Raw genomic sequence first — 21,098 nt, forward strand, 5'->3', positions numbered from 1 at the left:
TTGCTGAAAACCCGCGACTTGCGCTACTGTAGCGCTGCTTATTTGACTTCAGGAATTTTTATGCGCAATCGTACGCTGGCTGACCTTGATCGTGTCGTTGCCCTCGGCGGAGGGCATGGATTAGGACGCGTCCTCTCCTCGCTTTCTTCATTAGGTTCGCGCCTGACCGGCATTGTGACTACCACAGATAACGGGGGGTCAACTGGCCGTATTCGCCGCTCGGAAGGCGGGATCGCCTGGGGCGATATGCGCAACTGTCTGAATCAGTTAATTACCGAACCCAGCGTCGCATCCGCTATGTTTGAGTACCGTTTTGGCGGTAATGGCGAACTTTCTGGTCATAACCTCGGAAATTTGATGTTAAAGGCGTTAGATCACCTGAGCGTGCGGCCTCTGGAAGCGATTAATTTAATTCGTAATCTGCTTAAAGTGGACGCGCAGCTGATCCCGATGTCGGAGCTACCGGTAGATCTGATGGCGATTGACGATCAGGGGCATGAGATTTATGGCGAGGTGAATATCGATCAGTTAGCGACGCCGCCGCAGGAGATCATGTTAACGCCAAACGTTCCGGCGACGCGGGAAGCGGTACAGGCCATTAATGACGCGGATCTGATTCTGATTGGCCCTGGCAGTTTTTATACCAGCCTGATGCCTTGCCTGCTGCTGGATGAACTGGCGCAGGCGCTGCGGCGCACCCCAGCGCCAATGGTGTATATCGGCAATCTGGGTCGCGAACTGAGTCTGCCCGCCGCCAGTTTAACGCTGGTCGATAAGCTGGCGATGATGGAGCAATATATTGGCAAAAAAGTCATTGACGCAGTAGTGGTTGGGCCGCGAGTTGACGTCAGTGCGGTGAACGATCGGCTGGTGATTCAGGAAGTGCTGGAGGCCAGCGATATCCCCTATCGCCACGATCGTCAGTTATTACATAATGCGCTGGAAAAAGCGCTACAGGCGTTGGGTTAAGCCCGTTTACCGACGACGCTGCGCTTATCAGAAGCCTGTTTACACCGAAGGGTAAACAGGCTCTCTCCCCCTTCTGATAAACTGCGTTCAGCTACCGCCAGTAGGCGCTCATGAGCGAGCTCACCTCTTTTTTCAGCAATATATTCTCCATGAGCTCAGTACAGAGTGACTGATTAATTTCTTCCATTATTTTTTTCCCAATAGCACGCTCTGCGTCAGAGTCGTCTGCTATTCTTAACGCTTCCAGTTCAGCATTGACCCGGCTCTGATACTCATCCGTTTCAATACACTCAGCCCTTTTGGCCATCATTTCACGCCACTCTTCTGGCGCTATACGCTCCAGCACTTTATGCCACGGCCCCCACAGCGCAAACCATTTGTGAAAATCCCTATTTTCAGCAATTTTTATCCTTATTTCCGCCTCGTCCAGGTCAGACTCAGTGATACCCGAAACGTTATAAAATCGCATATCCTGGGTCATTGTTGTCAGCGACAACGACTCTCGTAACTGATTCTGAAAACCCAGATATACTTCGATTTCGTCAATAAAAAACAGCCGTTTTACCTTTTCTCTGGCGAGCGATTCTATTTGCTCCAGCCGAAAGATTTCACGCCCCGCCATAATCAGTTCCGCTAAGTGGCTATCAAAGGCGCCTCTTTCAGCATCATGAACCAACGTCGCTTCCTGCATTTGGTGGTATGTCAGTGTGACCCGATCTTCACAGCTTATCGTTGCATCCATCGCTATAATAAATGCGGTTTCTCTTAGTGCGCTATCATCAGCCAGGCGCATTAGCCAGGCGGAGACTTGTTCCTTAAAATCCGGGTGTCGGGTATTCTGCGTATCACCAAGATAGTCCAGGAATCCGCTGAAAGCCGCCGCGTTTGCCTCTGCCTCAAACGCCCGCCATTGGTTGACGTCTTCCTCCTCGAGATTGGTTAGCCACCCCTGGACAGCTTGATGCAGTGGTCGAGTTACCCGAACAATTGAAAAGTCGCCCATGGCAAAAAATACCTCGGGTCCCTGATAACCCGCAGAGGACATTAGCTGCTGCATATTCTGTATTGTTCGTTCTGAAAAAGGATTATGTTCTACGATTATTCTTGTAGGTTGAGGTCCTTCACCACGAAAACGGGGTAACGACTCCGGGAGACGGACCAGGCGATTGCGAGAGGCCTGCATTATTTGTAATGCCGCCGGGAGGTTTTCCGGTAGATTACTCAATGCGTTACGGGAAACGTCCAGCGTTGTTATCGTGGGAGGTAGTGTTTCAGGCAGAACAGTAATCTGATTTTTACTTACATCCAGGAACTGTAATTCTGGTGGTAACGATGCGGGCAGACTGGTTAAAGCATTTTCGCCGGCCTCCAGATTCTTCAGGCCCGGCGGCAATGTTTCAGGCAGAGCGGTTAACGAATTACTCTGCACATTCAAACGGATAATCCCTGACGGAAGATGTTCTGGCAGTGTCCTTATGCGGTTATCATAAACGCTCAGGTACCGAAGTTCCTCAGGTAGATTTTCAGGTAAGCAACTAATTTTATTATGGAAAAGATCCAGCGATTGAAGCGCTGAAGGCAAACGTTCCGGTAATTCAGTAATACGGTTAATGCTCAGCTCCATTTTCTGTATGGTATCTGGTAACGAGGCAGGGATACTGGTTAGCTGATTACTTCTGGCATACAGGATCTGTATATTTCCCTGTAAATTTTCCGGCAAACTTTTCAGTTCATTGTTATCGAGTATCAAAGTAGTTATCTGCTCAGGAATACAGGCGGGTATAGTGGTAAGTCCTAATATTTTCAGACGGAGTTCCGTCTTATTATTTTTCAGGCAGTCACGCATCCGTTGTACGGCTTTTTCACGATTTGCTGCCTCTTCCGCTGGCGCCGCTTTTACCCACTCAGACCAGTTTAACTCATAATTCACAGCATCTTTGGAGCCAGAAGCGCTACTCGCCTGCTCGCTTTCTGTCACACGGGTATAGGTGACTGACTTTCCCCCTCCCTCAACGGTATAGCCATCTGTATTAAAAATTATAGACAGAATTTCCTGACTATTTTCATTCAAAATACAGTATTGGTCTGCCCCCCCTCTACTATACTGAATATTATCCGCATACGCCGGGAAAGCTAAAATCCTTAAACATTCAAACTTACTTTTGATCTCTTCTGGTGAGGCGGTTTCAGGTGGATGACAAAGATAAGCGATGCAGTTTTGTGCTTCAACCTGATGTTCTGAAGAGAAAAAGGCACTTATTTTATTCCATATCTCTTCTTTTAAAGGCACCTCTGTTGAGGCCTCATTGCTAATACTTTGATGCCTTGCCGTAGATTGTATATTAGTAATATTAAACATATTTTCCCTACCTGATCTGAACGTAACCTAAAGTAACAGATAAGGATATTCTCAACTTTAAATAAGAGGTCACAGTCGTCATTATTTCGGACAAATCATTCAGTATTTGCAGCGCTTGACTTATAAATGCTCACGCTTCTATCACCTCTTTTTTTTACGTAGGATGATGTTATCTGTTGCCATGACACGATTTCAACGAACTCACATAAGATTAAAATGACGATCATGAGGATAGCTATACCGATAATACGGGGCGTTTTTTTCATAGCCGAGGAGAGAGGGAAAATTAGCGTTGGGTTCAGCCTCAACGCTAATTTTCTTCAGTTGTGATTAAACTAGCTACCCCATTGATGTTTTGACTTTTTCGACAATCTCGTTAGTCAAAGCCTGTCACTGTTTTTCATTCCTGACTTAGCCCTTACTATTGCACTGAAATTCTCAAAAGCGAGCCATGGTACGATGACTCGCTGGCGATCGACACATTGTCAGGACGCCGCGATAAACAACTCGCGTAACTGGTGCAACTGGTCGCGAATTTGCGCGGCTTCTTCAAACTCCAGATTTTGCGCGTGCTGCATCATTTGCCCTTCCAGTTCATGAATTTTCTGCTGCAACGCTTTCGGCGTCATATCCAGTTCGACAATTCCGGCTTTTGCCGTAGAACGGCCCTTGCCTTTCCCCTTCGCTTTGGTTTTCGCAATGTTCTGCCCCAGCGCCAGGATGTCGACCACTTTTTTGTTCAGCCCCTGCGGAGTGATACCGTGCTCTTCGTTGTACTTCTGCTGCTTCTCGCGACGTCGCTCGGTTTCGCCAATCGCCTTCGCCATCGACGGCGTGATTTTATCGCCATACAGAATCGCTTTACCGTTAACGTTACGCGCCGCGCGCCCTATGGTCTGAATCAGGGAGCGCTCGGAGCGCAGGAAGCCCTCTTTATCGGCGTCCAGAATCGCCACCAGCGAGACTTCCGGCATATCCAGCCCTTCGCGCAGCAGGTTAATCCCCACCAGAACGTCAAACTCGCCCAGACGCAAATCGCGGATGATTTCCATGCGCTCCACGGTATCAATATCTGAGTGCAGGTAACGCACGCGCTCGCCGTGCTCTTCCAGATATTCGGTCAAATCTTCCGCCATCCGTTTGGTGAGCGTAGTGACAAGGACACGCTCATTAATGGCCGCACGCTGACGAATTTCGGACAGCAGATCGTCCACCTGGGTCGCCACCGGACGCACTTCAATAATCGGGTCCAGCAGCCCGGTCGGTCGCACGACCTGATCCACCACCTCATCACCAGATTTTTCCAGCTCATAGTTGCCGGGCGTGGCGGAAACATAGATAGTTTGCGGCGCTAAGGCTTCAAACTCCTCAAACTTCAGCGGACGGTTATCCAGCGCCGAAGGCAGACGGAAGCCATACTCGACCAGCGTCTCTTTGCGCGCCCGGTCGCCGCGATACATGCCGCCTATCTGCGGGATGGTGACATGAGACTCATCCACCACCAGCAGTCCGTCGGCGGGCAGATAATCGAACAAGGTTGGCGGCGGTTCGCCCGGCCCGCGGCCCGACAGAAAGCGGGAATAGTTTTCAATGCCTGAGCAGTAGCCCAGCTCGTTCATCATCTCTAAATCGAACTGCGTGCGCTGGCTTAATCGCTGCTCTTCAAGCAGCTTATTATTCGCCAGCAAGACCTTACGCCTGTCCGCCAGCTCATCTTTTATCTCTTCCATCGCCTGCAGAATACGCTCGCGCGGCGTCACGTAGTGCGTTTTGGGATAGATAGTATAACGTGGCACCGTTGACTCTACCTGCCCGGTTAACGGGTCGAACAGCGACAGGCGTTCCACTTCTTCATCAAACAGCTCAACGCGTAGCGCGATGTCGTCAGATTCAGCCGGGAAGATGTCGATCACTTCGCCGCGCACGCGAAAGGTACCACGCTGAAAAGCTTGATCGTTACGGGTGTATTGCAATTCCGCCAGCCGACGCAAAATCGCGCGCTGGTCAATCAGCATTCCCACCGTCAGATGCAGCATCATTTTCAGGTAGAGATCCGGATCGCCCAGACCGTAAATCGCGGACACGGAAGCCACCACCACGACATCGCGTCGCTCAAGCAACGCTTTCGTTGCCGACAACCGCATTTGCTCAATATGTTCGTTTACCGAAGCGTCTTTTTCGATAAACGTATCCGAACTTGGCACATACGCTTCCGGCTGATAGTAGTCATAGTAGGAGACGAAATACTCCACCGCGTTTTCCGGGAAAAACTCTTTCATTTCGCCGTAGAGCTGCGCCGCCAGGGTTTTATTGGGCGCAAGCACCATCGTTGGCCGCTGCAAGTCCGCAATGACGTTGGCGATGGTGAATGTCTTCCCGGAGCCGGTCACGCCCAATAACGTCTGATGCGCCAGCCCGTCCTCCAGCCCCTCTTCCAGACGACGTATAGCGTCCGGCTGATCGCCAGAAGGTTTAAAAGCGGAATTCAGTTTGAACGGTTTACTCATGAGCGGCTACCTGAAGGAGTGAGCGGGCAGGGGTGTAATTTTACTCTCGACGGTGAATATTGCCAATAAAAAATACTGGATGAAAAAACAGTAACACTTCAGTGTATAATGGCTATCGGCAGATACCCCACGCTATTTAGAGGTAAAACATAGACAGTCGCGGGGTAAAATTCCAGCAGTGTGCTGGTTATCCCCAGACCAGAGTCTTTTTTAACATTTGTCAAGTCGGATGATGAAAGTTTTATGTCAACGTATCCCCCTTCCTTTACAACCATTGATTTTATATAACTTGCTGTCTGAAAAGGGATATTTTCTCAAGCCGTCTTTCGCGCCAATTTAGTCGCAGGCCGCGTCGCCTCTCGCTTACGTTGTGTTTTCTAACTCTAATACACAAGGTTATCCACAGGAATAGTGGATAACTGCTTCCAGCCCGTATCCCCTGCCGCCTGGCAAAATCAGCCCTTGACGTTTTCGCCGGGCGATAAAAAAAATTATCGCTATTTTTGGCAGATTATTGGCTAACGAGAAGGGAAAAATTGAGGCGTAGACGCTCACATTTTGCACATTTTTAGCATGGAGACGTCAGGAGGGTCTGGCGAAAGAACAGCAGGATCGTCAGATCCTGCAAGAAGGCGGTTTTTAAGCGCGGTCAGGCGCGTTCCAGGGGGCTGAGGTCCAGATACTGTCCTGTCGCCGCCTGCGATGGAGAAATGCCCAGCCACGGGATTTCCCCTAACAGCGGGGCCGGTATGACGCGGCGAAGCGTCGCGAGATATTCACCATGACGCGCGCCCGGCGGCTGTATGTCGTTGGCTATCCATCCGACAAGTGGTAATCCGGCCTGTTCTACCGCCAGCGCCGTCAGCATGGCGTGATTAATACAGCCCAGCTTGACGCCAACAACCAGAATCACCGGCAGCTGCTCCGTCTGTACCCAGTCGGCAAACGTCAGCGTGGCAGAGAGCGGTGTAAACCAGCCGCCCGCCCCTTCTGTCAACACCCAGTCTGCCTGCGCCTCCAGCGTTCGCAATCCGCGTGATAACACCGCCGCGTCTATCGCCCGGCCTTCGTCGGCGCTAACGATGTGGGGAGAGGTAGGCTCGGCAAAAGTATAAGGATTGATAGCGGAATAAGGTTGCGGCAGGCTGCTGTGACGCTGCAAGGCCAGGGCATCGCTATTGCGTAGCCCGTCGGTTGTCATTTCGCTGCCGGAAGCGACGGGCTTATAGCCTACGGTTTGATAACCTAACTGCGTTGCGGCCTGCAATAAGGCGCAACTGGCGACCGTTTTACCGACTTCAGTATCAGTACCGGTCACAAAATAGCGTTTAGTCACGTTCAATCACTCCCATAAAAAGATGGTACGTCAGCGGATATTTCCCCTGCCGCTGCGGCCATGCCAACTGAATCTGTCTAAGCCGGGCGCGGGTTAATACATCCGACTTCCGCCCTTCATGAAGATGGGTGGCGCCAATGCCTTTAAGCGAGCGCATTGCGCTCAGGGCATCCTCAAACCACAATGTCATCGCCTGAGTATGACGAGACGCCCGCCAGCCGCGCAGCGCGTGGTCAATGGCCTCTTCCGGCAAAAAGCTATTCGCGTGAGCGCGATTATCGACGGCCTGCCATGCCTGACGCAGCTCCGGCAACGACCTCTGGCACAAGGTGGTAAACGCCACCACGCCGCCGGGCCGTACAACCCGATACAACTCGCTCAACGCATCACGTAAATCGCCACACCACTGGACCGCCAGGTTGCTCCAGGCCAGGTCAAAAACTTCGGCGTCATGGGGAATCGCTTCGATATCCGCCAGCAAATAGTGATGCGCCGCCTGACGATCGCGCGCCTGTTGCAGCATCGGCAGCGAAAGATCCAGGGCGGTCACTTCGCTCCCCCGCTCTCGCCAGTAACGACTCATACGTCCGGGGCCGCAGCCTGCGTCCAACACACTGGCAAACTGGCGGCCTGTCAACAGCGTCAGCAGCGCATCCGCGCTGTGTTGCTGCAAAGAGGCGTGCTGTTCATATTGCGATGCGGCCCGGCCAAACGCCGCCGCAATAGCCTGCTTATTCACCTGCGCCATGCAGCACCTCCAGCAGACGGTCGATATCACACGCTTCATGCGCCTGCGTTAACGTTAAGCGCAGGCGCGCCGTGCCGACAGGCACCGTCGGCGGGCGAATCGCCGTCGCCCAGCATCCTTGTTGACGCAGCGCCTCCGCCAGGCGCAATGCACGGCTGTTATCGCCCACGATTAACGGCTGGATGGCGCTATGGGCATTCAGTAGCGTAAATCGGGACGCGTTAACGCCGGCCCGAAAGCGCTGAACCAGAGCGGCGAGTTTTTCGCGCCGTTCACGACCTTCATCGCTACGGATCACCGCCAGCGAGGCGCTTAACGCCTGCGCCTGGGCGGGCGGCATACTGGTGCTGTAAACCAGATGACGGGCAAATTGCAGCAGATAATCCGCGACGCTTTCCGAGCAGAGCACCGCTGCGCCGCTGACGCCAAACCCCTTACCGAAAGTCACCACCAGCAACTCAGGCTTCACCCCCCGTTGCCAGCAGGTGCCCCGCCCCTCATCGCCAGTCACGCCGATGCCGTGCGCATCATCAACCAACAGCCAGGCATGATGCCTGCGGGCAATGTGCTGGATTTCCGCCAGCGGCGCGCTGTCGCCGTCCATGCTGTATACACCTTCTGTCACCACCAGTTGCTGGCCCACGCAGGGCGATTGCAGTAAACGCGACAGATGCAGCGTATCGTTATGGATAAAGCGGCGAAGCTGCGCCGGACTCAGATTGGCGGCTTCCAGCAGGGAAGCATGACTCAACCTGTCGGCCACAATCCGGTCATTTTTTTTCATTAAGGCGGTAATGACCGCCTGATTCGCCGCAAAGCCAGAGATAAACAGCAGCGCGCGTGGATATCCTAACCATTGCGCCAGTTCCTCCTCTAACGCCTGGTGCGCCACGGAATAACCGCTGATATGACCCGACCCGCCGCTGCCGACGCCAAAACGCGTCGCTGCCTGTTGCCAGGCGCGAATAATCTGCGGGTGTTGACTTAAGCCGAGGTAATCATTGCTGGAGAAGTTAAGATACTGTCGACCGTTCGCTACCAGCCAGCGTCCGGCGCCCTGCGACACCACATAGCGGCGGCGCAACGTATCCGTCGCCCGACGCGCCGTCAGCGCATCGTCGACGCGTTGTTGCCAACTCATAAGGCTGCCGCGTTGTAATAATCATCGGTGTCAGGCGTCATCAGCGTCTGCTCCAGACGTTGCTGCTGCTCGTTATCGCCCGCCAGCACCCTGGTCTGCTGCGGATTCAGCCCCAGCTTACGGAATAACTGCAGATCCTTGTCCTCTGCCGGATTTGGCGTAGTTAACAATTTGCAGCCATAGAAAATCGAGTTCGCCCCGGCCATAAAGCACATCGCCTGGGTCTGCTCGTTCATCTGTTCACGTCCTGCGGAAAGACGCACGTATGAGGTCGGCATCATGATGCGCGCTACGGCGATAGTACGAATAAAATCAAATGCATCCACGTCATCGTTATCCGCAAGCGGCGTGCCTTTTACCTTCACCAGCATGTTAATTGGCACGCTTTCCGGCGGCGTCGGCAGGTTCGCCAACTGCAACAACAGTCCGGCGCGATCGGTAACCGTTTCGCCCAGACCCACAATGCCGCCGGAGCACACTTTAATCCCTGCTTCACGGACTTTTTCCAGCGTGTCGAGGCGCTCCTGATAGGTACGGGTAGTGATGATATTGCCGTAAAACTCCGGCGAGGTATCGAGGTTGTGGTTGTAGTAATCCAGCCCGGCGTTAGCCAGACGCTGCGCCTGGCTCTCGTTCAACATGCCTAGCGTCATACAGGTTTCCAGCCCCATCGCTTTGACGCCCTGTACAATCTGCTCCAGATAAGGCATATCGCGTTCATGCGGATTCTTCCAGGCCGCCCCCATACAGAAGCGGGTCGAACCGGCGTTTTTCGCTTTACGGGCGGAGTCCAGTACCTGCTCTACTTCCATTAAACGCTCGGCTTCCAGCCCGGTTTTATAGCGCGAGCTCTGCGGGCAGTATTTACAATCCTCCGGGCAGGCGCCGGTTTTGATCGACAGCAGCGTACTAACCTGTACCTGCTGCGGATCGAAATGCTGGCGATGAATTTGCTGCGCTTCAAACAGCAATTCCAGCAGTGGTTTTTCAAATAATTCGGTTACTTGCGACAGTGTCCAGCGTGGGTGGCGAGCCATCGGGCTTCTCCAAAATATGTTGTTTGTTTTTGATATGGTGTAGACTCGTAAACCTAAATCTTTTTAATTTGGTTTACAAGTCGATTATGACAACGGACGATCTGGCCTTCGATAAACGCCATATTTGGCATCCTTACACTTCCATGACCTCGCCGCTGCCGGTATATCCCGTTGAGCGGGCCGAAGGCTGCGAGCTGGTTCTCGCCTCGGGCGAACGCCTGATTGAGGGGATGTCCTCCTGGTGGGCGGCCATTCATGGTTATAACCACCCGCAATTGAATGCGGCGATGAAAGCGCAAATTGACGCCATGTCGCATGTCATGTTCGGCGGCATAACCCATCAACCAGCGGTGAATCTGTGCCGTAAGCTGGTCGCGATAACGCCTGAGCCGCTGGAGTGTGTCTTTCTGGCCGACTCTGGTTCGGTGTCGGTAGAAGTGGCCATGAAGATGGCGCTGCAATACTGGCAGGCGCGCGGCGAATCGCGTCAGCGTTTTCTGACGTTTCGCCACGGTTATCATGGCGACACGTTCGGCGCGATGTCGGTGTGCGATCCGGATAACTCCATGCACAGCTTGTGGAAAGGCTATCTGCCGGAAAATCTGTTCGCGCCGGCGCCGCAAAGCCGGATGGATGGCGAATGGGATGAAAGCGACATCGCGCCATTTGCCCGCCTGATGGCCGCGCATCGCCATGAAATAGCCGCCGTGATTCTGGAACCTATCGTTCAGGGCGCGGGCGGGATGCGCATATATCATCCACAATGGCTCAGGCGTATTCGTAACATGTGCGATCGCGAAGGCATTCTGCTGATTGCCGATGAAATAGCCACCGGGTTTGGCCGTACCGGCAAACTGTTCGCCTGCGAGCACGCCGGGATCGCGCCGGATATTCTGTGTCTCGGCAAAGCCTTAACCGGCGGCACCATGACCCTCTCGGCAACGCTCACGACACGCCAGGTTGCAGAGACTATTAGCAACGGCGAGGCGGGGTGTTTTATGCATGGCCCGACGTTTATGGGGAATCCGCTGGCCTGCGCCGTCGCCTGCGCCAGCCTGACGCTGCTGGAAAGCGGCGAATGGCGTCAGCAGGTGGCGTCTATCGAGTCTCAGTTACGCGCTGAGTTAGCCCCCGCGCAAAGTTCGCCCTGGGTGGCGGATGTGCGGGTGTTGGGCGCGATTGGGGTGGTTGAAACCACGCATCCGGTCAATATGGCGGCGCTTCAACGCTTCTTCGTCGGGCAAGGCGTCTGGATCAGGCCGTTCGGCAAGCTAATCTACCTGATGCCGCCCTACATTATTCGTCCGGATCAACTGCGCCGTTTGACCCAGGCGGTCAATGACGCGGTACACAATGAAACATTTTTTAGCCATTAATCAGCGGTAAGCGATGCTGCTTCTGGCTACACTTCTGGTGAGTCAAAAGGAGAGCGCATGAAACTTATCAGCAACGATTTGCGCGATGGAGATAAACTTCCTCATCGCCACGTTTTTAACGGTATGGGCTATGATGGCGATAATATTTCGCCGCATCTGGCCTGGGACGACGTGCCGATGGGCACCAAAAGTTTTGTCGTGACCTGTTACGATCCCGACGCGCCGACCGGCTCCGGCTGGTGGCACTGGGTGGTGGTGAACCTCCCGGCGGATACGCGCGTACTGACCCAGGGGTTCGGCTCAGGCCTGGTGGCCGTACCAGACGGCGTCATTCAGACGCGTACCGATTTCGGTAAAGCGGGCTACGGCGGCGCGGCGCCGCCTAAAGGGGAAACGCACCGCTATATCTTTACGGTTCACGCGCTGGACGTCGAGCGTCTTGACGTTGATGAAGACGCCAGCGGCGCGATGGTCGGCTTTAACGTGCATTTCCATTCGCTCGCCAGCGCCTCGATCACGGCGATGTTCAGTTAAACGCTGTGCCGGATGGCGGCGTAAACGTCTTACCCTACCAACGGGTTGGGTAAGCCGAATAAGCGCCGCGCCATCCGGCAGCATTCACATAAAGTCCGGCACCAGACGCTGTAACGCGCCTTGCGCCAGCAGCGCCGTCGCACACTCAATATCGGGTGCGAAAAAACGATCCTGCGTATAGTGCGCCACCCGCTCGCGCAGTGTCTGCCGCGCCTGTTCCAGTAACGGGCTGGAGGTTAACCCTTCCCGTAAATCTATCCCCTGACAGGCCGCCAGCCACTCCACGGCAATGATGCCGCGGGTATTCGCCGCCATTTCCCAGAGTCGCCGCCCTGCCGCCGGGGCCATTGAGACATGATCTTCCTGATTCGCCGAGGTCGGCAGGCTATCCACGCTGTGCGGGTGCGCCAGCGCTTTATTCTCGCTGGCGAGCGCCGCGGCGGTGACCTGGGCAATCATAAAACCGGAATTAACGCCGCCATTTTTTACCAGGAACGGCGGTAACTGCGACATATGTTTATCCATCATCAGCGCGATGCGCCGCTCCGATAGCGCGCCGATTTCCGCTATCGCCAGCGCCAGATTATCCGCCGCCATGGCAACCGGTTCAGCATGGAAGTTACCGCCGGAGATCACCTCCCCCGCCTCGGCAAAGACCAGCGGATTATCGGATACCGCGTTGGCCTCAGCCAGCAGTACCTCTTTCGTCTGACGTAACTGGGTCAGACAAGCGCCCATTACCTGCGGCTGGCAGCGAAGGGAATACGGGTCCTGAACTTTATGACAGTGGTGATGTGATTCAGCAATAGCACTGGTATCGGTCAACAGATGCCGGAACAACCGCGCGGCGTCAATTTGCCCCTGTTGTCCGCGCGCGGCATGAATGCGCGCATCAAAAGGACGGCGCGATCCCAGTACGGCTTCGGTAGTCAGCGCGCCGCAGACAACGGCGGAGGCAAATAACTCCTGTGCCTCAAACAAACCGCGCAGCGCGAAGGCCGTTGATGCCTGGGTGCCGTTAAGCAGCGCCAGCCCCTCTTTGGCCGCCAGCGCGACAGGCTCCAGTCCGGCCTTTTTTAGCGCCGTCTGCGCCGGAAGCCATTCGCCCTGCCAGCGCGCTTTTCCTTCGCCAAGCAGCGTCAGCGACAGATGCGCCAGCGGCGCTAAGTCGCCCGACGCGCCAACCGAGCCTTTTGCCGGAATCAGCGGATACACGCCGGCATTCACCAGAGCGATGAGCGCCTCTATCACGCTCAACCGAATCCCGGAAAACCCGCGCGCCAGGCTATTGATTTTCAATACCATAATCAGACGCACCATCGCGTCATCCAGTGGGTCGCCTACGCCCGCGGCGTGAGACAACACCAACGATCGCTGTAGATTTTGCAAGTCTTCATCAGCGATGCGCGTCTGCGCCAGCAGGCCGAAACCGGTGTTGATGCCGTAGGCGGTACGCCCTTCGGCAACGATATCATTGACGCACGCGACGCTGGCGTTAATGCCGTCAATGGCGCTGGCGTCCAGCCGAAGCTGTACCGGATGACGCCAGACATCGTACAGTTGAGAGAGGCTTAACTGCCCCGGAGTGAGTGTCATGGTGTTCATATCAGCCTTTCCCCTGCGTCGCCGCAACCATCGGTAAATTCAGACCTTGCTCAACAGCGCATTCCACCGCGAGATCATATCCGGCATCGGCATGGCGCATGACGCCCGTCGCCGGATCGTTGTGTAACACGCGGCGAATACGCGCGGCGGCCTCGTCAGTGCCATCACAGACAATCACCATACCGGCGTGTTGCGAAAACCCCATTCCCACCCCGCCGCCATGATGGAGCGATACCCATGTCGCCCCGCTGGCGGTATTCAGCAACGCATTTAACAGCGGCCAGTCGGAAACCGCGTCGGAACCGTCGCGCATCGCTTCGGTTTCACGGTTAGGGCTGGCGACAGAACCGGAATCCAGGTGATCGCGGCCAATCACAATGGGCGCGGATACCTCGCCGCAACGCACCATTTCGTTGAACGCCAGCCCCAGTTTTTGCCGCCACTCCAGGCCTACCCAGCAGATACGCGCCGGTAACCCCTGAAAATGAATGCGCTCGCGCGCCATATCCAGCCAGTGATGCAGATGTTTATCCTCAGCCACTATCTCTTTGACTTTGGCATCGGTTTTATAGATATCCTGCGGATCGCCGGACAGCGCCACCCAGCGAAACGGCCCGATGCCACGACAGAACAGCGGACGAATATAGGCTGGCACAAATCCCGGAAAATCAAAGGCGTTTTCCACCCCCATCTCTTTCGCCATCTGACGAATATTGTTGCCATAGTCAAAGGTCGGCACGCCCATTTTACTGAACGCCAGCATCGCCCGAACATGCGCCGCCATGGAACGTTTCGCTGCCTGCATCGTCCCGTGGGGATCGGATTGCGCGTTTTTCTGATACTCCTCCCAGCGCCAGCCGGAGGGTAAATAGCCATGTAGCGGATCGTGGGCGCTGGTCTGATCGGTCACCAGGTCCGGGCGCACGCCGCGATTAACCAGTTCCGGCAGGATATCCGCCGCGTTCGCGCACAGGGCGACGGACACGGCTTTCCCCTCGCGGGTGTAGCGCGTAATGCGGGCCAGCGCGTCATCCAGCGTGGCGGCCTGCTCATCCACGTAACGAGTACGCAGACGAAAATCGATACGGCTTTGCTGGCATTCAATCGTCAGCGAACACGCTCCGGCCAGCGTCGCGGCTAGCGGTTGCGCGCCGCCCATGCCGCCCAGTCCGGCGGTCAGCACCCAGCGTCCCGCCAGCGTGCCGTTATAGTGCTGACGCCCCGCCTCGACAAAGGTTTCGTATGTTCCCTGCACGATTCCCTGGCTGCCGATATAGATCCAGCTTCCGGCCGTCATCTGACCGTACATCGCCAGCCCTTTCGCATCCAGTTCGTTAAAGTGTTCCCATGTCGCCCAGTGGGGAACCAGGTTGGAGTTGGCGATTAATACCCGCGGCGCGTTGTCGTGCGTTTTAAATACGCCGACCGGTTTGCCAGACTGAATAAGCAACGTTTCGTCCGCCTCCAGCCGGGTGAGCGCATCAACAATAGCGTCATAGCATTCCCAGTTGCGAGCGGCGCGACCAATCCCGCCGTAGACCACCAGCTCATGCGGATTTTCCGCCACGTCAGGATCGAGATTATTCATTAACATCCGCAGCGGGGCTTCTGTCAGCCAGCTTTTCGCCGTTAATACCGTGCCTCGGGGCGCGCGGATAGTCTGCTGACGATACTTGCTTTCAGGCATAGCAATGACTCCTCATTATTATCGGTCTGCTATCGCCAAATAACGCTAAAACGCCACTATCAGGCACCGCCGCAGACCCACAGATAAGAATCAGACATATACTTGTCTATACAAGTAAGCACAAGAATAGAATTAACAAAAATGATACAATTTTGTTATATTGTGTCAGCAATCACGTTTTCCGGCAGCAGTCCGCTCAGGAGATAAATCGTCCCTGTAGCCGGTAGCGCGACCCGGGGAAAAGTAAACGGGCGTGAGAAACAATCCGCGACGCGGACCAGGTTGTACGACGAATGAGCAGACAAGGCTCATGCTCTTTGATAGTTAACCACGCGCACTCTTGCGCCGTGGCGCGCACCGCCTCCACAATATGTTCCCCTTCCGTTAGCGGCGCGATCCGCGACAAATAAGCGTGCGGCGTGGTCTGACGGTAATCCTGCGTCAGGTAATCCACGGCTATATCCGCATTCACGCAGCGATCTTCAATTTGTACCGGCAGATCGTTTTCATAATGCACCATGATGGAATGGAAAATGACATCGCTCTCATTGACGTTGAGAGCGCTGGCCTGGATGGCGTTTGCCCGCACACGCTCCAGCGTGAGCACCTCACAACGATGCTGATGACGGCGGGCGGCAATCTCCTCGGCGATACTGCGGACTTCAAACAGCGCGGACTGGCCTTTTGGTTCGGCAACAAACGTCCCCACGCCCTGTAAACGCACCAGCCACCCTTCATCCGTCAGCTCACGCAGCGCCCGGTTGATGGTCATTCGGCTAAAGCCATACTGAGCGACCAGTTCAGCTTCCGACGGAATGCGATCGTGCGGCTGCCAGACGCCGCCGGCTATTTTTTTACAGATGTCCTGTTTCACCGTTTCGTAAAAAGGCGCAGGCGCAGAACGGGAGCGGGATGAATACATGCGTGAAGCCTTCCTTATGCGGAGAGTGTTTTCCGGATGACAGATTAACGCCACCAGTGCGCGATTTGCCAGCCAAGCCGCGCCGCCACGCGCGCCGCTGCGCCATCTTCATCAAAGCGTGGATTAAATTCAACCAGATCCGCCGCCTGTAATTTTCCGCTACGGCAAACCGGCTCAATTAAACGCAGAACCTGTATCAGCGGCACGCCCAGCGCTGCGGGAGCGGAGACGGCCGGCATTTCCCAGACAGGCAATACGTCGAGATCGATAGTCAGATAAATTTTATCCACCTTGTCGATAAACTGCGTCATCTGCGCCAGCGCGTCATGGCAGTCAAGATCCTCCACCACGGTAACATTCCGCCACTGCGCTTCCCGCCACAACGCCTGCGTATTCGCCGCACGGCTCACGCCGAAACAGGCATAATGAAACGCGCGGCTCTGCGCGTCGCATAGCTGCGCCAGTTGACGAAACGGCGTCCCGGATGTTGCCCGGTCGGTCTGACGGAGATCCAGATGCGCATCAAGATTAATGATCCCTACGCTTTCCTGCGCAAACGCGTCCAGCACCCCCGCGCCGTGTCCAAACGCGGTTTCATGCCCGCCGCCCAGTACCAGCGTGCGCATCCCGGCCCGCAGACAGCGGCTTACCGCATCGCGCAAGGCCTGCTGCGCGCCTTCCAGATCGGGCGTCGGCGCAACCCAATTGCCTAAATCCACCAGCCGTTCATGTCCCTGGTGGCTGGCCATATTCGCCAGCGCTTTACGCAACGCGTCCGGGCCGCCTGCCGCGCCGGGACGACCTGCATTGCGTTTTACCCCCTCGTCGCAGGCAAATCCCATTAACGCGATCTTTTGCTGCCAGTTTTCGGGGGAAAAGGTCTCGCTGCGCGTGACGGTCTGAAACAGACGCCGCGCATCCGGCGCTTCTATACTGTCATCGCGCCCCTGCCAGAGCGCCGGAGAAGCCGGATACCATTGCGTCATGAGATTTTTCCTCTGTATACCCGCTGATATAAAGGGTTACGCCCCGGCTCATACACAATCTCTACCGGCTGTTCAGCATCCCACACCACAAAATCCGCCCGGTAGCCGGCCCTGAGCTGCCCATGCGTCGCCTGTCTTCCCAGCGCGCGAGCGGCATGGCGCGTAACGCCCGCCCATGCCTCTTCCGGCGTCAGACCAAACTGTACGCAGGCCATATTCATCGCCAGATGCAAACTGCAAAACGGGCTGGTGCCGGGATTGAAATCGCTGGCGACGGCGACAGGCACCTGATAGCGGCGCAGCAGTTCTACCGGCGGGCGCTGCGTCTCGCGCAGAAAATAAAACGCGCCGGGCAATAATACGCCGACAGTACCGCCGTCACGCATCGCCGCGACGCCCGCTTCATCAAGATATTCGATATGATCCGCCGATAAACCCTGATAACGGCTCACCAACTGCGCGCCGCCCAACAGCGAAAGCTGCTCAACATGGCCTTTAACGGGAATACCTAACGCCTTCGCCGTCTGCAACACGCGCTCACTCTGGGCCACATTAAAACCGACGCTCTCGCAAAAGAGGTCTACCGCATCAAATAACCCTTTTTGCCAGAGCTGCGGAATCATCGTCTCGCAGACCAAAGTGATGTAGCCGTCCGGGTCGTCACGATACTCCGCTGGCGTAGCATGAGCGGCCAATAGCGTGGGGCTAATGTCGATAGCGTTTTCGGCGGCAAGTTTTGCAGCAACGCGCAACAGCTTTTCTTCTGTCGCCAGCTCCAGACCATAGCCGGATTTAATCTCCAGCAGCGTAACGCCTTCGCTGGCAAGGCGCATCATGCGTTCGCGCGCCAGCAGGTAGAGCGTCTCCTCCGCACAGGCGCGGGTTGCTGATACCGTCGCGTTAATGCCGCCGCCCTGAGCGCTAATATGCTGGTATGACGCGCCGTTAAGCCGCTGCTCCCACTCTGCGGCGCGGTTACCGGCAAACACCAGATGCGTGTGGCAATCGATAAGTCCCGGGGTTACCAGTCGTCCCTGCATATCATGGATATTGCCCCCGCTGACAGGAAGCTGCGTCTCTGGCACGATATCGCAAATATGCCCTTCGCGTACAATCAGCGCCTGGTTATCTACCAGCCCGTACGGGGCTTGCCGCTGCGGGTCCATTGTCGCCAGCCTGATGTTTCGCCAGACAGTATCGCCCGGTAAAAGTTGCCGCATTCCTGTCGCTCTCTTGCCTGTCATGAGTTGTATAGACATTTATTTTCTTTCTGCTCCGGATTGTCAACTCAAAGCGCGAAAGTTGTTGCTTAATTGTGATAAAACTATCTGATGCTACAGGTGTTTCCAGCCTGAAAAGGAACTTTTTACCTTTTCGCCTTCCCGTTTCGTTCAACTTAGTATAAAAAAGCAGGCTTCAATGGATGTCATTTAACTTTTTCAAGCCCGGAGCAACCTGTGAATACATTATCGGTTTCCCGTCTGGCGCTGGCACTGGCTTTTGGCGTGACGCTGAGCGCCTGTAGCTCTACGCCACCCGATCAGATCCCTTCCGATCAAACCGCGCCTGGCACCGCCTCGCGCCCAATTCTGTCGGCAAATGAAGCGAAAAACTTCGTTGCGGCGCGCTATTTTGCCTCCCTGACGCCGAATACCGCCCCGTGGTCGCCGTCGCCGATTACCCTGCCCGCACAGCCTGACTTTGTGGTGGGGCCGGCAGGTACGCCAGGCGTTACGCACACCTCGATTCAGGCCGCGGTCGATGCGGCAATGGTTAAACGCACGAACAAACGCCAGTACATTGCTATTATGCCGGGCGACTATCAGGGGACCGTGTATGTTCCCGCCGCGCCGGGAAGTCTGACCCTGTACGGGACCGGTGAAAAACCGATCGATGTGAAAATTGGGATGGCGATTGATGGTGAAATGAGCGTCGCTGACTGGCGCCGCGCGGTGAATCCCGGCGGGAAATATATGCCTGGTAAACCCGCCTGGTATATGTTCGATAACTGCCAAAGCAAACACGCCGCGACGATCGGTGTAATGTGTTCTGCCGCGTTCTGGTCGCAGAATAACGGTCTGCAGCTACAAAATCTGACCATCGAGAACACGCTAGGCGACAGCGTCGATGCCGGAAACCATCCGGCGGTGGCGTTGCGTACCGATGGCGACAAAGTCCAGATTAACAAGGTCAATATCCTTGGCCGCCAGAACACCTTCTTTGTGACCAACAGCGGCGTGCAGAACCGTCTGCAGACCGATCGTCAGCCGCGTACGCTGGTGACGAACAGCTATATTGAAGGCGATGTGGATATGGTTTCCGGACGCGGCGCCGTGGTGTTCGATAACACCAACTTCCAGGTCGTCAACTCCCGCACACAGCAGGAAGCCTACGTCTTCGCCCCGGCGACGCTGTCCAATATTTACTATGGCTTTTTGGCGATCAACAGCCGCTTTAACGCCTCCGGCGATGGCGTTGCGCAGCTTGGCCGCTCGCTGGATGTCGACGCCAACACCAACGGTCAGGTCGTGATCCGCGACAGCGTGATTAACGAGGGCTTCAACGTTGCCAAACCGTGGGCCGACGCGGTCATCTCGAAACGTCCGTTTGCCGGAAATACGGGAACCGTGGATGACAAAGACGAGGTGCAGCGTAATCTGAACGACACTAACTACAACCGCATGTGGGAATACAACAACCGCGGTGTAGGCAGTAAAGTAGTGGCGGAACCTAAGCAGTAATCGCCGTTCCGGTTCAGGCTTATAAACGGGCCGCCGCAGCAGATGTGGCGGCCCGTGGTTTTACTGCAAGCGATGTTTATCGAAATTAATCAGGCATCCTGCTCTGGTGAGCTCCAGCCCGCCGCCCTCCGGCACACAGCGCTTTAGTACGCGTTCACCACAACCCACATTGGCCCCTGGCCGACGGCATAACGACCTTTTTCCGTCAGCAACCCCTGAGTGCCCGTAATTTCATAGACCGCGATATGATGTGATTTTTGACCCGCAGCAATCAGGTATTTTCCGCTATTGTCGATATTAAAGCCGCGCGGTTGAGCTTCCGTCGGCTGGAAGCCTTCAACGCTAAGTACGCTGCCGTCTTCGGAGACACTAAAGACGGTAATCAGACTGGCGGTGCGGTCACAGGCATACAGATGCCGTCCATCCGGCGTAATATGAATATCCGCCGCCCAACGGGTATCGGAAAAATCGGCGGGCATCATATCCAGGGTTTGTACGCACTCTATCTCGCCATGCGGATTTTTAAGCTGCCAGACATCCACCGAACTGTTCAGTTCATTGACGCAATACGCATATTGTCGATTCGGGTGGAAGACCATATGACGCGGGCCTGCCCCTTCGACTGTATTTACTTCCGCCGGCTCCTGGGCCACCAGATGGCCGTCATCGCTTAGCGTAAACAGACAAATGCGATCCTGTTTTAGCGCAGGCACCCACAGGGTACGGTTATCAGGCGTAATATTTGCCGAGTGGCAGCCGTCCAGCCCTTCCACCACATCCACCAGCTCAACCGGCAGACCATCCTGTAAGCGCGTCACGCTGACATTACCGGCGTTATACGATCCGACAAAGACAAAACGACCATGATGATCGGTAGAAATATGGGTCGGGCTACCCGGCAGGGCGGATTCGGCAGCAAACGTCAGCGCGCCATCATCCGGCGCAATACGATACGCCAGGACACGAAACTCCGGGCGCACGCCGACATAGAGGTAGCGTTTATCCGGACTGACCACCATCGGCTGAACCTGACCGGGCACATCCACGACCTGCACCAGCGTCAGCGTCCCTTCGTGGTTCAGGCTCCAGACGTGAATTTGCTGACTCTCAGGGCTGGCGGTATAGACTGTTTGTTTCATGAATACTCCTT

At 55.4% G+C, this 21,098-nt stretch carries 16 protein-coding genes and 1 pseudogene; 4 read left to right on the forward strand and 13 right to left on the reverse strand.

Annotated elements, in window-relative coordinates:
• Positions 1 to 60 precede the first annotated feature (60 nt).
• Positions 61 to 969, forward strand: a complete 909-nt coding sequence (yvcK, locus tag ACLJPQ_RS02505) for a uridine diphosphate-N-acetylglucosamine-binding protein YvcK (RefSeq protein WP_001246033.1) — start codon at positions 61 to 63, stop codon at positions 967 to 969.
• Positions 970 to 1,060: 91 nt separating this feature from the next.
• Here the strand turns inward: yvcK and slrP are convergent, their stop codons facing one another.
• The 7 genes and pseudogenes from slrP to bioB form a co-directional block, all read right to left on the reverse strand.
• Positions 1,061 to 3,328 carry an SPI-1 type III secretion system effector E3 ubiquitin transferase SlrP gene (slrP, locus tag ACLJPQ_RS02510; RefSeq protein ID WP_193627503.1) on the reverse strand — a complete coding sequence of 756 codons (2,268 nt, stop codon included), beginning with the start codon at positions 3,326 to 3,328 and terminating at the stop codon, positions 1,061 to 1,063.
• A gap of 7 nt (positions 3,329 to 3,335) precedes the next feature.
• Positions 3,336 to 3,511: pseudogene (locus ACLJPQ_RS02515) on the reverse strand (hypothetical protein).
• A gap of 302 nt (positions 3,512 to 3,813) precedes the next feature.
• On the reverse strand, positions 3,814 to 5,835 hold the full coding sequence (gene uvrB, locus ACLJPQ_RS02520) for an excinuclease ABC subunit UvrB (protein ID WP_000042502.1): 2,022 nt from the start codon (positions 5,833 to 5,835) through the stop codon (positions 3,814 to 3,816).
• 649 nt (positions 5,836 to 6,484) lie between these two features.
• A complete protein-coding gene (bioD, locus tag ACLJPQ_RS02525) occupies positions 6,485 to 7,171 on the reverse strand; it encodes a dethiobiotin synthase (protein ID WP_039589470.1) in 687 nt (228 codons plus the stop codon).
• The gene (gene bioC / locus ACLJPQ_RS02530; protein ID WP_080185158.1) at positions 7,164 to 7,919 is read right to left on the reverse strand and encodes a malonyl-ACP O-methyltransferase BioC; all 756 of its coding nucleotides are present in this window, start codon (positions 7,917 to 7,919) and stop codon (positions 7,164 to 7,166) included. The genes bioD and bioC overlap by 8 nt, the downstream gene beginning before the upstream one ends.
• Positions 7,903 to 9,060, reverse strand: a complete 1,158-nt coding sequence (gene bioF / locus ACLJPQ_RS02535; protein ID WP_138010034.1) for an 8-amino-7-oxononanoate synthase — start codon at positions 9,058 to 9,060, stop codon at positions 7,903 to 7,905. The genes bioC and bioF overlap by 17 nt, the downstream gene beginning before the upstream one ends.
• On the reverse strand, positions 9,057 to 10,097 hold the full coding sequence (gene bioB / locus ACLJPQ_RS02540) for a biotin synthase BioB (protein WP_000090727.1): 1,041 nt from the start codon (positions 10,095 to 10,097) through the stop codon (positions 9,057 to 9,059). The genes bioF and bioB overlap by 4 nt, the downstream gene beginning before the upstream one ends.
• An 86-nt stretch (positions 10,098 to 10,183) precedes the next feature.
• Between bioB and bioA the strand changes: the two genes are divergently transcribed.
• Positions 10,184 to 11,473 (forward strand): adenosylmethionine--8-amino-7-oxononanoate transaminase, encoded by a 1,290-nt coding sequence (bioA, locus tag ACLJPQ_RS02545; RefSeq protein ID WP_000205503.1) that lies wholly within the window; start codon positions 10,184 to 10,186, stop codon positions 11,471 to 11,473.
• 57 nt (positions 11,474 to 11,530) lie between these two features.
• Positions 11,531 to 12,007, forward strand: coding sequence for a kinase inhibitor (locus tag ACLJPQ_RS02550; RefSeq protein ID WP_000767403.1), 477 nt, complete (start codon positions 11,531 to 11,533; stop codon positions 12,005 to 12,007).
• An 84-nt stretch (positions 12,008 to 12,091) separates the two neighbouring features.
• Here ACLJPQ_RS02550 and hutH read toward each other — a convergent pair whose 3' ends face one another.
• From hutH to hutI, 5 genes are all read right to left on the reverse strand, one after another.
• A complete protein-coding gene (gene hutH, locus ACLJPQ_RS02555; protein ID WP_023231412.1) occupies positions 12,092 to 13,612 on the reverse strand; it encodes a histidine ammonia-lyase in 1,521 nt (506 codons plus the stop codon).
• Position 13,613: 1 nt separating this feature from the next.
• The gene (hutU, locus tag ACLJPQ_RS02560) at positions 13,614 to 15,299 is read right to left on the reverse strand and encodes a urocanate hydratase (protein ID WP_001115209.1); all 1,686 of its coding nucleotides are present in this window, start codon (positions 15,297 to 15,299) and stop codon (positions 13,614 to 13,616) included.
• A 196-nt stretch (positions 15,300 to 15,495) separates the two neighbouring features.
• Positions 15,496 to 16,221 (reverse strand): histidine utilization repressor, encoded by a 726-nt coding sequence (locus ACLJPQ_RS02565; RefSeq protein WP_000287413.1) that lies wholly within the window; start codon positions 16,219 to 16,221, stop codon positions 15,496 to 15,498.
• Between the two features lie 44 nt (positions 16,222 to 16,265).
• The gene (gene hutG, locus ACLJPQ_RS02570) at positions 16,266 to 17,207 is read right to left on the reverse strand and encodes a formimidoylglutamase (RefSeq protein ID WP_001616913.1); all 942 of its coding nucleotides are present in this window, start codon (positions 17,205 to 17,207) and stop codon (positions 16,266 to 16,268) included.
• The gene (hutI, locus tag ACLJPQ_RS02575) at positions 17,204 to 18,427 is read right to left on the reverse strand and encodes an imidazolonepropionase (protein WP_080185156.1); all 1,224 of its coding nucleotides are present in this window, start codon (positions 18,425 to 18,427) and stop codon (positions 17,204 to 17,206) included. The genes hutG and hutI overlap by 4 nt, the downstream gene beginning before the upstream one ends.
• Positions 18,428 to 18,664: 237 nt before the next feature.
• On the opposite strand from hutI, the gene ACLJPQ_RS02580 reads away from it, so the two are divergent.
• Entirely contained in the window at positions 18,665 to 19,948 is a 1,284-nt protein-coding gene (locus tag ACLJPQ_RS02580; protein WP_001094776.1) for a putative acyl-CoA thioester hydrolase, read from the forward strand.
• Positions 19,949 to 20,091: 143 nt separating this feature from the next.
• On the opposite strand, the gene pgl is transcribed toward ACLJPQ_RS02580, so the two are convergent.
• Positions 20,092 to 21,087: a 6-phosphogluconolactonase gene (gene pgl, locus ACLJPQ_RS02585; protein WP_000815468.1), complete on the reverse strand. Its 996-nt coding sequence runs from the start codon at positions 21,085 to 21,087 to the stop codon at positions 20,092 to 20,094.
• Positions 21,088 to 21,098: the final 11 nt, after the last annotated feature.

The organism is Salmonella sp. SAL04213, assembly GCF_046550535.1.
Lineage (GTDB): Bacteria > Pseudomonadota > Gammaproteobacteria > Enterobacterales > Enterobacteriaceae > Salmonella > Salmonella enterica.

What these genes read in the sequence shown, in the direction of transcription:
- hutH (WP_023231412.1), bottom strand. Translation starts at nt 13,612, where the DNA reads ATGAACACCATGACACTCACTCCGGGGCAGTTAAGCCTCTCTCAACTG.
- slrP (WP_193627503.1), bottom strand. Translation starts at nt 3,328, where the DNA reads ATGTTTAATATTACTAATATACAATCTACGGCAAGGCATCAAAGTATT.
- bioB (WP_000090727.1), bottom strand. Translation starts at nt 10,097, where the DNA reads ATGGCTCGCCACCCACGCTGGACACTGTCGCAAGTAACCGAATTATTT.
- uvrB (WP_000042502.1), bottom strand. Translation starts at nt 5,835, where the DNA reads ATGAGTAAACCGTTCAAACTGAATTCCGCTTTTAAACCTTCTGGCGAT.
- ACLJPQ_RS02550 (WP_000767403.1), top strand. Translation starts at nt 11,531, where the DNA reads ATGAAACTTATCAGCAACGATTTGCGCGATGGAGATAAACTTCCTCAT.
- pgl (WP_000815468.1), bottom strand. Translation starts at nt 21,087, where the DNA reads ATGAAACAAACAGTCTATACCGCCAGCCCTGAGAGTCAGCAAATTCAC.
- yvcK (WP_001246033.1), top strand. Translation starts at nt 61, where the DNA reads ATGCGCAATCGTACGCTGGCTGACCTTGATCGTGTCGTTGCCCTCGGC.
- bioC (WP_080185158.1), bottom strand. Translation starts at nt 7,919, where the DNA reads ATGGCGCAGGTGAATAAGCAGGCTATTGCGGCGGCGTTTGGCCGGGCC.
- bioF (WP_138010034.1), bottom strand. Translation starts at nt 9,060, where the DNA reads ATGAGTTGGCAACAACGCGTCGACGATGCGCTGACGGCGCGTCGGGCG.
- bioA (WP_000205503.1), top strand. Translation starts at nt 10,184, where the DNA reads ATGACAACGGACGATCTGGCCTTCGATAAACGCCATATTTGGCATCCT.
- ACLJPQ_RS02565 (WP_000287413.1), bottom strand. Translation starts at nt 16,221, where the DNA reads ATGTATTCATCCCGCTCCCGTTCTGCGCCTGCGCCTTTTTACGAAACG.
- hutU (WP_001115209.1), bottom strand. Translation starts at nt 15,299, where the DNA reads ATGCCTGAAAGCAAGTATCGTCAGCAGACTATCCGCGCGCCCCGAGGC.
- hutI (WP_080185156.1), bottom strand. Translation starts at nt 18,427, where the DNA reads ATGCGGCAACTTTTACCGGGCGATACTGTCTGGCGAAACATCAGGCTG.
- hutG (WP_001616913.1), bottom strand. Translation starts at nt 17,207, where the DNA reads ATGACGCAATGGTATCCGGCTTCTCCGGCGCTCTGGCAGGGGCGCGAT.